At 60.9% G+C, this 15,786-nt stretch carries 15 protein-coding genes; 12 read left to right on the forward strand and 3 right to left on the reverse strand.

The window, feature by feature from the left end; all coding sequences use genetic code 11:
- The first annotated feature begins 179 nt into the window (after positions 1 to 179).
- The 9 genes from L0U79_RS00540 to L0U79_RS00580 all read left to right on the forward strand — a co-directional run bounded on the left by L0U79_RS00540 (position 180) and on the right by L0U79_RS00580 (position 10,817).
- The gene (locus L0U79_RS00540; RefSeq protein ID WP_233839929.1) at positions 180 to 629 is read left to right on the forward strand and encodes a DUF4440 domain-containing protein; all 450 of its coding nucleotides are present in this window, start codon (positions 180 to 182) and stop codon (positions 627 to 629) included.
- 319 nt (positions 630 to 948) lie between these two features.
- Entirely contained in the window at positions 949 to 1,041 is a 93-nt protein-coding gene (gene kdpF / locus L0U79_RS00545; RefSeq protein WP_233839930.1) for a K(+)-transporting ATPase subunit F, read from the forward strand.
- Positions 1,038 to 2,840 carry a potassium-transporting ATPase subunit KdpA gene (gene kdpA / locus L0U79_RS00550; RefSeq protein WP_233839931.1) on the forward strand — a complete coding sequence of 601 codons (1,803 nt, stop codon included), beginning with the start codon at positions 1,038 to 1,040 and terminating at the stop codon, positions 2,838 to 2,840. The genes kdpF and kdpA overlap by 4 nt, the downstream gene beginning before the upstream one ends.
- A gap of 18 nt (positions 2,841 to 2,858) precedes the next feature.
- Positions 2,859 to 4,931, forward strand: coding sequence for a potassium-transporting ATPase subunit KdpB (kdpB, locus tag L0U79_RS00555; protein ID WP_233839932.1), 2,073 nt, complete (start codon positions 2,859 to 2,861; stop codon positions 4,929 to 4,931).
- 10 nt (positions 4,932 to 4,941) lie between these two features.
- Positions 4,942 to 5,145 carry a hypothetical protein gene (locus L0U79_RS00560; protein WP_233839933.1) on the forward strand — a complete coding sequence of 68 codons (204 nt, stop codon included), beginning with the start codon at positions 4,942 to 4,944 and terminating at the stop codon, positions 5,143 to 5,145.
- 39 nt (positions 5,146 to 5,184) lie between these two features.
- Positions 5,185 to 6,693 (forward strand): outer membrane beta-barrel protein, encoded by a 1,509-nt coding sequence (locus tag L0U79_RS00565; protein ID WP_233839934.1) that lies wholly within the window; start codon positions 5,185 to 5,187, stop codon positions 6,691 to 6,693.
- 11 nt (positions 6,694 to 6,704) lie between these two features.
- Positions 6,705 to 7,286 carry a potassium-transporting ATPase subunit KdpC gene (kdpC, locus tag L0U79_RS00570; RefSeq protein WP_233839935.1) on the forward strand — a complete coding sequence of 194 codons (582 nt, stop codon included), beginning with the start codon at positions 6,705 to 6,707 and terminating at the stop codon, positions 7,284 to 7,286.
- Positions 7,287 to 7,451: 165 nt separating this feature from the next.
- The gene (locus tag L0U79_RS00575; protein ID WP_233840108.1) at positions 7,452 to 10,109 is read left to right on the forward strand and encodes a sensor histidine kinase KdpD; all 2,658 of its coding nucleotides are present in this window, start codon (positions 7,452 to 7,454) and stop codon (positions 10,107 to 10,109) included.
- A gap of 9 nt (positions 10,110 to 10,118) precedes the next feature.
- Positions 10,119 to 10,817: a response regulator transcription factor gene (locus L0U79_RS00580; protein WP_233839936.1), complete on the forward strand. Its 699-nt coding sequence runs from the start codon at positions 10,119 to 10,121 to the stop codon at positions 10,815 to 10,817.
- Between the two features lie 186 nt (positions 10,818 to 11,003).
- On the opposite strand, the gene L0U79_RS00585 is transcribed toward L0U79_RS00580, so the two are convergent.
- Genes L0U79_RS00585 through L0U79_RS00595 form a run of 3 tightly spaced genes read right to left on the reverse strand, consistent with a single transcriptional unit; the run spans position 11,004 to position 14,213 of the window.
- Complete coding sequence (locus tag L0U79_RS00585) at positions 11,004 to 12,263, reverse strand: heme biosynthesis HemY N-terminal domain-containing protein (RefSeq protein WP_233839937.1); 1,260 nt, start codon at positions 12,261 to 12,263, stop codon at positions 11,004 to 11,006.
- A complete protein-coding gene (locus L0U79_RS00590) occupies positions 12,260 to 13,372 on the reverse strand; it encodes a uroporphyrinogen-III C-methyltransferase (protein WP_233839938.1) in 1,113 nt (370 codons plus the stop codon). The genes L0U79_RS00585 and L0U79_RS00590 overlap by 4 nt, the downstream gene beginning before the upstream one ends.
- A gap of 52 nt (positions 13,373 to 13,424) precedes the next feature.
- A complete protein-coding gene (locus L0U79_RS00595) occupies positions 13,425 to 14,213 on the reverse strand; it encodes a uroporphyrinogen-III synthase (protein WP_233839939.1) in 789 nt (262 codons plus the stop codon).
- Between the two features lie 103 nt (positions 14,214 to 14,316).
- Between L0U79_RS00595 and L0U79_RS00600 the strand changes: the two genes are divergently transcribed.
- From L0U79_RS00600 to L0U79_RS00610, 3 genes are all read left to right on the forward strand, one after another.
- Positions 14,317 to 14,799: a YiiD C-terminal domain-containing protein gene (locus L0U79_RS00600; RefSeq protein WP_233839940.1), complete on the forward strand. Its 483-nt coding sequence runs from the start codon at positions 14,317 to 14,319 to the stop codon at positions 14,797 to 14,799.
- Between the two features lie 24 nt (positions 14,800 to 14,823).
- Complete coding sequence (locus L0U79_RS00605) at positions 14,824 to 15,240, forward strand: hypothetical protein (RefSeq protein WP_233839941.1); 417 nt, start codon at positions 14,824 to 14,826, stop codon at positions 15,238 to 15,240.
- A gap of 68 nt (positions 15,241 to 15,308) precedes the next feature.
- The gene (locus L0U79_RS00610) at positions 15,309 to 15,752 is read left to right on the forward strand and encodes a rhodanese-like domain-containing protein (RefSeq protein WP_233839942.1); all 444 of its coding nucleotides are present in this window, start codon (positions 15,309 to 15,311) and stop codon (positions 15,750 to 15,752) included.
- Positions 15,753 to 15,786 lie beyond the last annotated feature (34 nt).

Here is a 15,786-nt window from a genome sequence, read left to right on the forward strand (position 1 = left end):
TGTGTTTCGCCGCGTGCAGAGAGCGCCGGGGTAGCGCGGCCTCTACCCTACCGTGCTGCTTTACCCAACAAAATCAGACCGATCTGAAAGATGCACGCCACTATTCAAGGCATGATGGGCAGGTTCAAACTGATACGACCCGCGCGTACTTCGAAGCCCCTTTCTTGCAAGGAGATGCCATGAAAACCGTTCTTTTTGCTTTACTTGCTACCGTTGCCTTCACCGCGACCACGCAAGCAGCCGCTGAGACGCCGTCCGCGCGCGCAGCGATTCAACAGACCCTGGACGCCACCGCCAAGTACTGGTCCGCCGGCGACATGGACGCCTTTATGCGCGCCTCGTACGAACACACGTCCACCGTGCGCTATATCGGCAGCAAAGATGTCGTGGTCGGATACGACGCGATCGCCGCGATGTACACGTCGCACTACAAGCCAAACGCAAACGCCGACATGGGACACCTCACGCTGCAATTGATCGATGTGCAGCAACTCTCCCCCGATTACGCGATGGCGATCGGCCGTTACAACGTGACCTGGAAAAATGGCAAGTCGGCATCGGGCATGACCACGCTGTTGTTTCATCGCACCGGTTCCCAATGGCTTATCGCTTTGGATCATTCCTCGTAAACGAGGCCGGTTTGATCGACATAGCGCAAGCCGCTTAAGTTTTGCCGCCCCGGCGCAACGCCGGGGCTTTGGGCTTTATCTGCCCACCCCGTAAAAAATTTACGCGTTCTATACGCGTCCCGTCCTTTTCGCTACCCGCTTCTTATGCGGCCCTGCCTACAGTGCGTAGGTCGGGTATCGAGTGCATCCCATGGACGTTATCTATCTGCTTTTCGGCTTCGTGCTGGCTGCGGCCACGCTCGGCTTTCTGCTGCTTTGCGACCGGCTGGGGCCACGCGGCTGACCGACTGCGGCGCACATTTATAACGGAGCGAATCCCATGACCTTTTTCTACGGACTGGCTGCTGCGATCGCGGTGGCTTTGACGATTTATTTGTGCGTGGCGCTGCTGAAACCGGAGTGGTTCGAATGACGGCCAACGATTTTCTGCAGATCGGCATCTATCTGGTCGTGCTGCTGTTGCTCATCAAGCCGATGGGCGACTATATGACCCACGTCTTTGCCGACGAACCCAATCGCCTCACGCGCGCTGGCGCAGGCATTGAGCGGTTGCTCTATCGCGTTTGCGGCATCGATCCGAACGAAGACATGGGCTGGAAGCGCTACGCGATCGCGATGCTGCTGTTCAACGTGTGTGGCATGGTGTTTGTGTACGCCTTTCAGCGCCTTCAGCAATGGCTGCCGTTGAATCCGCAGCACTTTCCGGCGTTAAGCCCGGATTTGTCGATCAACACGGCTATCAGCTTTATCACCAACACCAATTGGCAAGCCTATTCCGGCGAATCGGCGATGAGTTACCTCACGCAGATGGCGGCGCTCGCGGTGCAAAACTTCTTGTCGGCCGCAACAGGTATCGCTGTCGCCATCGCTGTGATTCGCGGCTTTGCGCGTAAAACCGTAAAGGGCATCGGCAATTTCTGGGTGGATCTCACGCGCACCACGCTTTATGTGTTGCTGCCGATATCGTTCTTGCTTGCCTTGCTTCTGGTGTCGCAAGGCGTTATCCAAAATCTCAAACCGTATGTCGATGTACCCGTGGTGCAGACCTCGAGCTACGCGCTGCCGGTCACCGATGCGTCCGGCAATCCGGTGAAGGACGCTTCGGGCAACGCTGTCACCAAACCGGCGCAGCTCACCACGCAAACGTTGCCGATGGGCCCGGCGGCATCGCAAGTTGCGATCAAGATGTTGGGCACCAATGGTGGCGGATTCTTCGGCGCCAACTCTGCGCACCCTTATGAAAATCCGACGCCGTTTTCCAACTTCTTGGAGATGCTGGCCATCTTTCTGATTCCCGGCGGCCTATGCATCACCTTCGGGAACTTGGTTGGCGACAAGCGTCAAGGCTGGGCGATTCTCGCCACCATGCTGGTGATTTTCGTACCGCTGGCCATCGGCGTGACAGCGGCGGAGCAAGCGGGCAACCCGATACTTCATGGTCTGTCGATCGATCAGCACGCATCGGCGCTGCAGTCGGGCGGCAATATGGAAGGCAAGGAAACGCGCTTCGGCATTGCCGCGAGCAGTTTGTTTACGGCGATCACCACGGCCGCATCGTGCGGCGCGGTGAACAACATGCACGATTCGCTTACGCCCCTCGGCGGCTTGGTTCCAATGTGGCTGATGCAACTGGGTGAGGTGATCTTCGGCGGTGTCGGGTCCGGTCTCTACGGCATGCTCGCCTTTGCGGTCGTCGCGGTATTTATCGCCGGCCTGATGGTGGGACGCACACCCGAATACATCGGCAAGAAAATCGAAGCGTACGAAATGAAGATGGCGAGCATCGCCGTGCTGATTCCGTGCGCGCTCGTGGTGATCTGTACGGCCATTGCTGTGATGACGCCCACGGCGGTCGCGACGGTCGGCAATCCCGGCGCGCACAGTTTCAGCGAAATGCTTTATGCGGTGACGTCCGCCGCCAACAACAACGGCAGCGCATTCGGGGGACTTTCGGCCAATATCCCGTTCTGGAACGTGATGCTGGGCGTGTGCATGTTCTGGGCTCGCTTTACCTTGGCGATCGCCATGCTGGCGATGGCCGGTTCGCTTGCCGCGAAAAAACACGTACCCGCCTCGGCCGGCACCTTACCCACGCATACGCCGTTGTTCGTCACGCTGCTCGCCAGCGTGGTGATCATCGTTGGCGCGCTCACCTTTCTGCCGGCGCTGGCGCTTGGCCCGATTGCCGAATACCTGATGTCGGCGCACTGATTTCGGATTATCGAACTTATGACTTCGCACACTCATGCCATCCGCACATTCGATCGCACCTTGATCTGGAAGGCCGTTGCGGATGCGTTCCGCAAGCTGTCGCCACGGATGCAGTTCCGCAATCCGGTGATGTTTGTCGTTTTAGTGTGCAGCATCCTCACCACCTTATTATGGGTACAGGCGTTGACCGGCCACGGCGAAGCGCCCACCGCGTTTATCTTCTGGGTGAGCGTGTGGTTGTGGTTTACGTTGTTGTTCGCCAACTTCGCCGAGGCCTTGGCCGAGGGCCGCGGTAAAGCGCAAGCCGCGGCGCTGCGCAGTTCGCGCAAAGATGTGATCGCCAAGAAGCTTGCCGATCCGAAACGCGATGCAGCCGTCACGTTCGTGCCGTCCAGCGAATTGCGCGCCGGCCATTACGTACTGGTGGAAGCGAACGAGCAGATTCCCGGCGACGGCGAGGTGCTCATCGGCGCGGCAAGTGTCGATGAAAGCGCGATTACGGGCGAATCCGCACCGGTGATTCGCGAAGGTGGCGGCGACCGTAGCGCCGTCACGGGCGGCACGCGCGTGTTGTCGGATTGGCTGGTGATCAAAATCACGCAGAATCCTGGGGAGAGTTTTCTCGACCGCATGATCGCGATGGTGGAAGGCGCCGCGCGGCGCAAAACGCCGAACGAGATCGCGCTGACCATTCTGCTAGCCAAGTTCACGCTGATTTTCCTGCTGGCTTGCGCAACGTTGTTGCCCTACTCCATCTACAGCGTGCATGCGGCCGGCAAAGGCGAGCCGATTACGTTGACGGTGCTGATCGCCTTGTTGGTGTGTTTGATCCCAACCACGATTGGCGCGTTGCTTTCCGCTATCGGTATCGCCGGCATGGATCGGATGATTCGCGCCAACGTGATCGCAACCTCCGGTCGTGCTGTCGAAGCCGCTGGCGATGTCGATGTGCTGTTGCTGGACAAGACCGGCACCATCACGCTCGGCAATCGCCAGGCCGTCGCCTTTCACGCCGCACCGGGCATCGAAGAGCGCACGCTGGCCGATACCGCACAACTCGCTTCGTTGGCCGATGAAACGCCGGAAGGACGCAGCGTGGTCGTGCTCGCCAAGGAACGCTTCGGTTTGCGCGAACGGGAATTGGAATCGTTGCATGCCCAATTCGTACCCTTCACCGCGCAAACGCGCATGAGCGGCGTGGATATCGGCGAGCGCCGCATTCGCAAAGGCGCGCTGGATTCCGTCGAGCGTTATTTGGACAGTCTCGGCAGCCATTTGCCGCCGGCGGTGAAACGCATGGCGGAAGACATCGCGCGCCGAGGCGCAACGCCGCTTATCGTTACCGAAGGCGACCACGCATTGGGCGTGATCGAACTGAAAGACATTGTCAAAGGCGGCATTAAGGAACGTTTTGCCGAGCTGCGCCGCATGGGCATCAAAACGGTGATGGTGACGGGCGACAATCCGCTCACCGCCGCCGCCATCGCCGCCGAAGCCGGCGTGGACGATTTCCTCGCGGAAGCGACGCCGGAAGCGAAGCTCAAGCTGATACGCCAGATGCAATCGGAAAGCCGCCTCGTCGCGATGTGCGGCGACGGCACCAACGACGCTCCAGCGCTGGCGCAGGCCGATGTGGCGGTGGCGATGAACACCGGCACGCAGGCTGCGAAGGAAGCCGGCAACATGGTGGACTTGGATTCCAATCCCACCAAGTTGATCGAAGTGGTGGAGATCGGCAAACAGATGCTGATCACGCGCGGCTCGCTCACCACGTTCTCCATCTCCAACGATGTCGCCAAGTATTTCGCGATTATTCCGGCGGCGTTCGCCACCACCTATCCGGCGCTCAATACGTTGAACGTGATGAAGTTGGCGACGCCGCAAAGCGCGATTCTGTCGGCGGTGATCTTCAACGCACTGATCATCATTTTCCTGATTCCGCTGGCGCTGAAAGGCGTGAAGTACCGCCCGCTCGGCGCCGGACAGCTGCTGCGCCGAAATCTGCTTATTTACGGCTTGGGCGGCATCGTCGTTCCGTTTATCGGCATCAAATTCATTGACATGCTGCTGGTTCTGTTTGGTCTCGCTTGAGGACGCTGCAATGCAAACGCTGAAACTTTCTTTTTCGCTGCCGGACGCTACGCATCCGCATATGGAATTGCATGTCTCATCCAACGATTCCGATTGCGACGTGGTGATCGCGTTGCCAATGCGCGATCACTTCAAAGGCGGCGTCAACGCGGGGCCGGATACGCCGCTATCGGCGCAAGACGAATACGTGCTCGGCGGTTACGCCGGCATCTGAAAAAAATCGGCGTCGCTGACTGGGCGATGCCGCCCAGCCATGACATTTCGAGAGGAAGGTATGTACTACAAGAAGGCTCTAGCCGCAGCGATCCTGCTAACCGCGGCGCCGATTTTCTCACCGGCGATGGCGCAGTCCACAAACGTCAGCAATATGCCCGCGAGCACCAGCTTGCCGGCGTCGCCTATTGCGGTGGAGAGCGGCGATTGCAGCCACGGTTTCTTCTCTCGCCTGGCCGCCGCCTACCGCGAAGACGCACAACCGAGCAGCGCCAGCGCGCCAGCGCCCGCACGTCGCGCGATGGAGTCTCCGTTCGATTCGCCGCCGTTCCCTTCGGCGGAGTGGCAACTTGGCGGGGTGGACTATCCGATCGGCGTGCCGAACGAAAATTCGCAGTATCCGTTGGAGAAGGCGCTTGGCTGCACCAAGCTCGGGCAGTGGATGCAGCGCAACCATATCGAAACCTACGGGTGGATCAATCCGTCGGCCAACCTCAGCACGTCCAATTTCACCAACTATCCGCTTTCTTACGCGACGCGTCCCAATCGCGTGGAATTCGATCAGTTCCTGTTTCGTATCGAGCGCATTCCCGACACGGTGCAGACCGATCACATCGACTGGGGTTTCCACTTCGACAATCTGTGGGGCTACGACTACCACTACACCACCATGAAAGGCGTCTTCAGCAATCAGTTGCTGAACAATCCATCCACCAGCCAGCCTTTGGCCGGCAAGGTGTATGGCGACGATCCGATGATTTGGTACGTCGATCTGTATATCCCGTGGATCGCGCAGGGTATGCAAGTGACGGTGGGCCGCTATCTGTCGCTGCCCGACATCGAAGCGCAGTTCTCGCCCAATAACTATCTGTTGACGCATTCGATCCTGTACACGGTGGATGCCTATACCAACGTGGGTGTCATCACTACCACCAAGCTCAACAACCAATGGACGGTGCAACTTGGCGTACACGGCGGCGACGATTCCGCGCCGTGGAACCGCTCAAGTCGCGCGAGCTTGCAAGCCTGCGTGCGTTGGGTATCGATGTCCAACAACGACATGCTCTATCCCTGCGTCGAGTCATACAACGGCGACAAGCAGACCTATAACAACTTGCAGGAATTCGTGACGACATGGGGCCATCGCTTCAGCCACAACGTGCACATGCTCACCGAGGCTTATTACATCTATGTACGCGACCAACCCGGCGCGCCGGCAGGTGTGCCCGGTTATCCGCTAGGTGAAGCGCCCAATTTCCCGAGCGGCATCAACCCGGCGTATGGCGTCGTCAACTACTTCAATGTCGAGTTGAATCCAAGCAACATGATCTCGATCCGAAACGAGTTCTACGACGATAAGCAAGGTCAACGCACGGGTTTTGCGACGCGCTACTCCAGTCACACCATCGGCATGACGCACTGGGTGTCGCAGGATTTGGAAATTCGTCCGGAGCTTCGCTACGAGCGCGCATACGACTTTCCCGCGTACGACAACGGCAAGAAAAACTACCAAGCCACCGCATTGGTGGATGTGATTCTGCATTACTGAGGTGCGCCGCTATGAGTCGGTTGATTCGCAATGCTGTATCGATGTTATTGGTGATGACCCTCATCACCGGCATCGCCTATCCGCTGATCGCCACCGGCGTGGCACAGGTGCTGTTTCCGCATCAGGCGAACGGCAGCTTGATCGAAAAGAGCGGCAAACCGATCGGGTCCGAGCTGATCGGCCAGTACTTCGACGACCCCAAATATTTCTGGGGTCGACCGTCCGCCACCACGCCGCAGCCGAACAATGGCACCGCGTCGAACGGTTCCAATCTGGGGCCGTCGAATACGGCGTTGCGCGACGCCGTGCAACAACGTATCGATGCGTTGCATAAGGCCGATCCGGGCAACGGCGCACCGGTGCCTGAGGATCTGATCACCGCTTCCGGCAGCGGACTTGATCCACAGATCAGCCCCGCCGCGGCGCAGTATCAGATCGCTCGCGTCGCGCGCGTACGCAAGCTCGGCGAAGATCAGGTGCAAGGGCTGATCGTCAAGTACACGGAAGGACGTCAATTGGGTCTGCTGGGCGAACCGCGTGTGAATGTGTTGCAGTTGAATCTGGCGTTGGACCAGATGCAGACAACACGGTGATGTCGTGCACGCAACGAAGTTGCCCCCTCCCCTGCACGCAGGGGAGGGTCGGGGTGGGGTTGTATGAGCTTGTCAAAAGCTGCTTGCCTGGCGCGAGATTGAAGGCTTCACCCCTCCCCAACCTTCCCCTACTGCACGTAGGGGAGGGAGCATAAAATGCCGCCTATGACCGACACCTCCCGTGACGCACGCGCCGACGCCCTGCTCGATGTCGTACAGGAAGAGAGCAACCGGCGCCTGAAAATTTTCCTGGGCGCCGCGCCCGGCGTCGGCAAGACCTACGCCATGCTTTCTGCCGCGCGTGAACTGAAACGCCAGGGCGTTGACGTCGTCGTGGGTTTGGTGGAAACCCACGGTCGCGCCGATACCGCATCGCTACTCGAAGGCCTGGAAGTACTCCCGCGCCTCACGCTGAACTATCAGGGCCGCGAATTCACCGAATTCGACGTGGACGCCGCACTGGCACGGCGTCCCGATATTTTGCTGGTCGACGAACTGGCGCATCGCAACGTACCAGGCAGCCGGCACGAACGCCGCTGGCAGGATATCGCCGAAATTCTCGACGCCGGCATCGAGGTCTACAGCGCGCTTAACGTGCAGCACTTGGAAAGCTTGAACGATCAGGTGCGCCGCATTACCGGCGTAACCGTGCGCGAAACCGTACCGGATGCGTTTCTCGATCGCGCCCGCGATATCGTGCTGATCGATCTTCCGCCACGCGAACTTATCGAGCGCTTGCGGCAAGGCAAAGTCTATGTGCCGGAAACTGCCGCAGCGGCGCTCGAAGCATTTTTCTCCCCGACCAATCTCGCCGCGTTGCGCGAATTGGCCGTAGATACCGTCGCCGGGCACGTCGACAGCGATCTGCGCGAACACATGCTGGCGCGCGGCGGAAAAATGCCGGTACGCCGGCGCGTGATGGCGGCCATTGACGGGTATGCGCAAAGCGAATACTTGGTGCGCGTGGCGCGCCGCATCGCCGAGCGTCGCGGAACGCCTTGGACGGTGGTGTTTGTAGATACCGGCGCACCGTTGGACGATGCGCGTCGCGAACGCATCGATACCGCCATGCGCCTGGCGCGTCGTCTTGGCGGCGACGCCACCATACTGCGCGGCCATGCGATCGCCGATGAGTTGCTCGTCCATGCCGATCGCGAGGGCGTTGGCCAGATCATTCTTGGACGCACGCGCGAGCGCTTCTTCGCGCGTATGCTCGGCCGTTCGCTGACGCAGCAACTGCTGCGTCGCGGTGCGCATTTGGAACTCGCCATCATCGCCACGCCGGTCGAACGCGTACGCGCACGCAAACGGCTGCGTTTAATGTCGCTTTACTGGAAACGCGACGAATATATTTTCGCCACCATCGTGACCGCCATCGCGTTGGGGCTAGCGTTTATTGCAGACCGTTATTTGTCGGTTGCGAATCTCGCCCTGATCTTCCTGACTGCCGTCATAACGGTCGCCGTGCGTACGCGCATGATGGTGGCGGTCTATACGGCGACATTGTGCTTTCTTGGTTACAACTTCTTCTTCGCGCCGCCGCGTTACACGCTGGCCATCGCCAATTCCGACGACGTGCTGGCCGTAACGTTGTTCTTCGCCGCGGCGCTGATTTGCAGCCGACTCGCGACGCGTCTTGCCAGTCAGGTGGAATCCTTGCGTGCGGCGCACGATTATTCGCACACGCTATTGACGCTCGGCCAGCGTCTGTCCGTCAGCACGGATGCCGACGGCATACGTAGCGCTGGCGCGACCGCGCTGGCGCACGGCCTCCGCTGCGAAGCGGCGATTCTGGCGCGCGATGTCGAACACCGCCTGCATGTAGCGGCCAACAGTTCGCGCACGTTGACGCTGACGACGAAGGATTTCGCCGCCGCGGAATGGTGCGAACAACACGCCGAACCGGCTGGTCGATCTACCGACACGCTCAACGCTGCGCGTTGCTGGATGCTTCCGCTGGGCTCGGAAGATCGCCGCCTTGGCGTCGCGGCGCTGCGTTTTGAAAACGGCGACTCGCCCGATATCGAACGGCGCAGCCTGGCGTTGGCGATGGTGCAGGACATCGGCCAGGCGCTAGAGCGCGCGCGACTCGCGTCCGAATTGGAAGGTGCGCGCGTGCAAGGCGAAACCGAACGTCTGCGCAACGCGCTGCTCTCTTCCGTGTCGCACGATTTGCGTTCGCCGTTGGCCTCCATGATCGGGTCTGCCGGCACGCTTTCCTCGTATTGGGATCAATTACCCATCGAAGAACGCAACGAATTGCTCGGCGCGATTCTCGGCGAAGGCCAACGCCTGGATCGCTATATCCAGAATCTGTTGGATATGACGCGACTGGGCCACGGCACGCTCAAGCTCAATCGCGATTGGACCGATGCGGCGGAGATCGTAGCGTCCGCCATGACGCGTGTGCGCAAGTTGTTCCCCGAGTTGCGCGTGGACAGCATCCTGCCCAACGAAACGGTTTTGTTGTTCGTCCATCCGGCGCTTATCGAACAAGCGCTGTTCAATATCCTGGAAAATGCTGCGCGCTTTTCGCCACCGGGCGAGCCGGTGCGGGTGATCGTGCGCGTGGCGGGCGACAGGCTGTTTATCGATGTGGTGGACCGCGGCCCTGGCATTCCCGAAGAGGAACGCGCGCGCATCTTCGATATGTTCTACTCCGTGGCGCGCGGCGACCGCGCGCCGCAAGGCACCGGTCTGGGACTTGCGATTTGCCGCGGCATGATCGGCGCGCACGGCGGCAGCGTGGAAGCCTTGCCCGGCGACGGCGTTGGCACCACCATTCGCATCAGCCTGCCGCTGCCTGCGCCACCTTCCGGATAATCAAGCCTCATGACTGCCGCCCATCCATGCGTTCTGGTCATCGACGACGAGGCGCAGATTCGCAAGTTCCTCGATATCGGCCTGCGCGCGGAAGGTTATGCCGTGGTGCTCGCCGCCGATGCTGCCGAAGGTCTTGCGCTGGCCGCCACGCGCGATCCGGACGTGGTGATTCTGGATATCGGCCTGCCCGATCGCGAGGGCCACGAAGTGCTGGCGGAATTGCGCCAGTGGACGCAGGTGCCCGTGCTGATGCTGTCCGTGCGCGACACGGAAAAAGAAAAAGTCAAAGCGCTGGACGCGGGCGCCAACGACTACATGACCAAACCCTTCGGTATCCAGGAACTGATGGCGCGATTGCGCGCATTGCTGCGCAACCGCGCGACAAATGCGGAAGCGCCGCCACGTTATGAAGACGAACGCCTGCATGTCGATCTCGGTTTACGCGAAGTCACACTCGACGGCATACCGCTTGCGCTAACGCGCAAGGAATACGCCGTGCTTGCGATGTTGGTTCGCCATGCCGGACGCGTGGTGAGTCAGCAGCAACTATTGCGCGAAATCTGGGGCGGCACGCACGTGAACGATACGCACTATTTGCGCATCGTGCTGGGCAAGTTGCGGCAGAAGCTTGGGGATGATCCGACGTCGCCGCGTTGGTTGAAAACAGAACCGGGCGTGGGATATCGGTTTTTAGCTGGAAATGGTTGAGTTTTGCGCAGTGGCGTGATCTTGCCTCGTCGTCATTCCGCCGAAGGCCGGAATCCAGTCAAAACATGCTGTGCGAAGCACACAAACCAATAGAAGGTTTAGTGTGCTTCGCACAACGTATTGAAACTGGATTCCGGCCTTCGCCGGAATGACGGTGAAGCGTAAATGGAATGCAAGGGAGAACGGCTATTCCTTGAGCCTCGGCACCCCATGCACATCGCGCTCTTCAATCGCAATCGGTCGCGTATCGAGACGACCACCGACCATATTGCTCTCCGGCAACGGCTCGGTGCTGTCGCCGCGCGTCATCGCCATCGCATTGCGATAGCAGCGTTGCGCCAACTCCGCTTCACCTAATCCGCCGTAGACATCGCCCAGGGCTTCCCACGCATTCGAGCTTGGCGCCAAGGCCAACGAGCGTTCCAGATAGGGTCGCGCCTTGCTCCATTGCTTCAAACGCGCGGACATGCGACCCAACGCCAACAACAAACTAGGATCGTTGGGGTGCGCCTCAAGCCAGCCTTCGGCACGACGCAGTCGTGCGTCGAGATCGTCGCCACCGAACGTGCCGTAGGTTTCCACCAATTGCGGCGACCACTCGCGACGCAAGGCGGATTCCACTTCGTCCATGGCCGGAAGCAGCAGCCCAAAACTCGCCGCTTTGCGCGCATATGCGTCTATCACGGCCGGCGCGCGACGCTGCGTTTTCGGCAATTGCGACCACAGCGTATTCAATACCGCGCCATCGGTCGTTGCTTGAATGCTCGCGACCAGCACCAGCGTTTCGAGCGAGTTGTAGGCGCGCGTGCTCATCACGCCGCTCTTCTGCAACGGCTCCAGCGCCATGCGCGCACGACGCGTATCGCCGGCGCCCAGCGCCGCCATCACGAATTCGCGCCAGCCGCCGGGGCTGAGATTGCCGCTATCGGCTTCAGGTGTCAGCAGCGCCAGCGCTTCGGCGGGTTTGCCATCGCGACGCAGAACACGTGCGCGCAATACGCGTGCAGCGCGCGGCGCGACTTGCGAGGCCTGATCCAGCGATTCCAGCGCGCGACCATGTTCGCCACGTCGCGATGCCGCTTCGGCGGCCGCGAGCAAGGCCGGACCGCGCAATTTGTCCAGACGCGATGCGCGATGCAGGTCGCGCTCGGCATCGCCATGACGGCCTTCCATCAACGCCACCAAACCGTCGGCCAAACGCTGCCGACTGAGACGACGATGACGGCGCGAAAACGCACCGAATGGCCAGCGCACGGCGCGCCACAGCACGCCAATCACGGCCCATATGAGCAACAGCAACACGACGGCAGCTAGCAAACTGGTCTGCATGGTGGTGCCGCGGAAACGAATCAGCACGTATCCCGGATCTTCCGCGATCCAATGCCAGCCGAACGCCGCCAGCGCGGCGACGATCACCAACGCCAGTATCCAGCGCCAAACCTTCATGGCTTGGCCCCGTTCGTCGGCGCGGCATTTTGCGTAGCAGGTTTGAGCGCATGCACGGCGCGCAGATTGCGCAGTTCGCCCAGCGCGCCGCCCAGCTTCACCGGTTCGCCTTGCTTGAGTTGACCCTGCAAAGTGGCGATACGTTGACGCGCTTGCTGCACGGCTGGCGCTTGCAGATCGAATTGCGCGGCAAGACCCGCGTCGGCGCGCTTGAGCGACGCCGCGCATGCATTGCTGTCCCATGCCAGCAACGCGGCCTGCGCTTGCGCCAGATCCAAAGCGACCATTTCGCGCGCGATGTGTGCATCTGCCACATCCACCGGCGCGCCGTTGTCGCGTTTGATTTGAATCACGCCGTACAGCGCACGGCGAATGCGCGCCCATACGCCGTTGTCTTCCTGCGCGGCTGGTTCGTCGAGCGGTTTCAGCGGCAGGCCCGGCAGATCACCGCGCAACTGCATCACGCTATCGAGCAATTGCTGCGGATCAGTCACCTGGCTCTTCACCAAGGCTTCGTGCTCGGCATCGATGTTTTGGCGCACGTCGTTGAACGCGTTGTCGGTGACGCCCGCGAGCGTTTGACTGGCCAGCGCGAAGGCTTGCGCCGCGCCTTGCGCGTCATGGAACAAGTTGTAGCGCTCGGCGCCCATGCGCAGCAGCGATTCGGTTTCGTCCAGGCGCATGGCGTCCTGGCCGGAAAGCGTTTTTTCGGACAGCTTGCCGACCGCTTCTTCCAGATCGCGCACGCGTTGATCTTGCGAAAGCAATTCATCACGCAGGGAGCGATTGACCTGGTCGGCGTCGTTCAAACGCTGCAACAGCATGCCGCTCTGGCTGGTGGCGCCGGAGAGCGTGTGATCCATGGCGTTGACCCGCGTTTCCAACGCGGCGGTCGCGCGCAACGTCTGGGCGTCGATATGCAGCAGCTTCCATTGCCGCCAAGCGACGTAGCCGACGCCGATGATCGCGATCAGGGCCAGCAACAAGGCCAAAGCGAGCGTGCCTCCTCCGGGGCGGGACGGCGGCGCCGAACGGCTCACGCGATGGGAGTCAGAGGGTGTGCCGGCAGCGGGCACGGTACGTTCGGGGGTGAGGTCGTCCTGGCTCATGCGCCCATGCTAACAGCCCGCAGCGCCGCGGTAATTGGCCGCGAAGGCAGTTTCAGTCGTGCTGGCGTGAATGCGCCCGACATGCCGCCGCCAGCAAGTCGGCCTGCGCGGCGGAAGCGGCCGGATAGAGCCGTACGAATCCGGCTTCACGAGCGGCTTGGGCGATCCGTTCGCTGCTGACGATGGCGGTGGCTTCGCACAAGCGTCGCCAGACGGTCGCAGGGAGTTGCGCGTGCAGGTTTTGGATCGCCTCCGCGCTGGACAACAACACATAGGCGTCGGCGGGCAACTGCTGCACGGCTTCGATATGATGCTGCGTCAATCGCGACGCGGTGCGCTGATAGACGTAAACATAGCGCAATTGCGCGCCGCGCTCAGCGAGTTGTTGCGGCAGCAATCCGCGTCCACCGGGCGCGGTGATCAGTGCGATACGTCGACCGTGCACATGTTCCAACGAAGGCAGCGCGAGCAGGCCTTCGCTGTCTTGTCGCGACGCCGGCGTTTCCGCCGCGATACCGTGTCGCTGCAATGCGCGCGCCGTTCCACGCCCGACGGCGATCACCGCGCCATGCGTTTCGGTAAACGGCGCAAGCGCCAATGCGTAACGCACGGCTGCCGGACTGGTGAAAATTAGCACATCGTCGCGCTGCGCTTCTCGCCATTGCGCGCGCACGTGATGCGCATCGGGTGTCCCGCGCAACGACAGCCCCGGCAACAGCAGCGGCGCGCCGCCCGCGGCGCGCACGTGTTTCGCCAGTGACGTAGCGGTTCCCGCCGGGCGCGTGATCACCACCGTGCAGCCGGCCAGATCCTTATCAACTTGTACGGAGGTTGCGCTCACGCTTGTTGCACCGGACTCTTCGGGTTGATCGAGTGAAATGACGACCCATCGCGATGGAGTGTAGCGTCTACACTGTCCAACTCCCCCAACCCAAGCACGATCGATGAACAAACCTGATCTCCACGCCGCCGCAGAAGCCTTGGTGGCCTTTATTCACGAGGGCATTCCGCTCGCCCACACCATGGGGCTTTCATTGCGCCGCTACGACGGCGAACGGCTGGTGTTGCGTTGCCCGCTCGCGCCCAACGTCAATGACAAGGGCTGCGCGTTTGGCGGCAGCCTGACTAGCTTGATGACCTTGACCGGCTGGGGCCTGGTCGAGCTGGCGCTGCGTCAGCGCGCCGAGGATTGCGATGTCTACGTGGGCGAATCCACCGTGCGCTATCTCAGCCCGGTGTGGGGCGATTTCGAGGCCGAAGCCCAGCACGCCGACGATGCCGATTGGGATGCGTTCTTCGCCACCTTGTCGAGTCGTGGCCGGGCGCGGATTTCGGTTATCTGCCAAGTGCCTGGCGAAAATGGGAACCCCGCCGCCACGTTGGAGGCGAAGTTCGTGGCGAAGCGTCGCGTGGCTGCGGCAGAATAAGGCGATCTCCAGGGGAGTTGTCGTATGCGTATCCTTGCCGGTCTGATCGTGTTGTCGACCACGCTGCTGCTCGCCGGCTGCGCCTCCGACAAACGCAACGACGCGCTGACCCACACCATGATCGAATACGCCAACGCAGTGCGCTGGGACGGTTTCGAAGCGGCCGAGCAGTTTGTCGATCCAAAGGTTCGCGAAAAACATCCGTTGACCGATCTGGACCGCGCCCGCTTCAAGCAGGTGCAAGTGAGCGGTTACGACGACGGCAACGGCCCCATGGCGTCGGGCGAAAACGAGGTGCGCCAGGTGGTGCAGATCGATCTGACCAATGTGCACACCCAATCCGTGCGTACCATCGTCGATCACCAGGTTTGGCACTACGACACGGAAAAGAACCGCTGGTGGCTGGAAAGCGGCATTCCGGATATTTCGCAGCAAAATTGAGGCGTTGCGCGCGCCCCGGCTCCGCTCCCCTATAATCGCCGTTTGCCTGCTACCCCTCCGGCCACTTCATGAACGATTTTCTTCACAAGCTGCCCCAATTCGTGGGTAACCATCTCGCGCTGTCCCTGCTCTTTGTGGTGCTGGTGATCGCGCTGATCGTCATGCAGGTGATGGTGCTGCTGCGCAAGTTCACGGAGCTGACGCCGGCCGGCCTGACGCAGCTCATCAATCGCGACAGCCCGCTGATGATCGATCTGTCGGCCATCGCCGATTTCGAAAAGATGCACGTGCCGGGCGCCAAGCATGTGGCAATGAGTCAGTTCGATCCGGAAAACAAAGATCTGATCAAAGCGCGCGAGCTGCCGGTGGTGGTGATGGACAAGGATGGCCGCAACACCGAGAAAGCCGCTCAGCGTTTGGTGAAAGCGGGCTTCACGCGCGTTTACACCCTGGGTGGCGGCGTGCTGGCTTGGCAGCAAGCGCAGTTGCCGGTGGCGAAAGGCAAGAATTGATTGTCGGGACGGGCGATTCGCGTTTCCGAATCGC

The sequence above is a fragment of the Dyella sp. 2HG41-7 genome (assembly GCF_021390675.1).
GTDB lineage: Bacteria > Pseudomonadota > Gammaproteobacteria > Xanthomonadales > Rhodanobacteraceae > Dyella_B.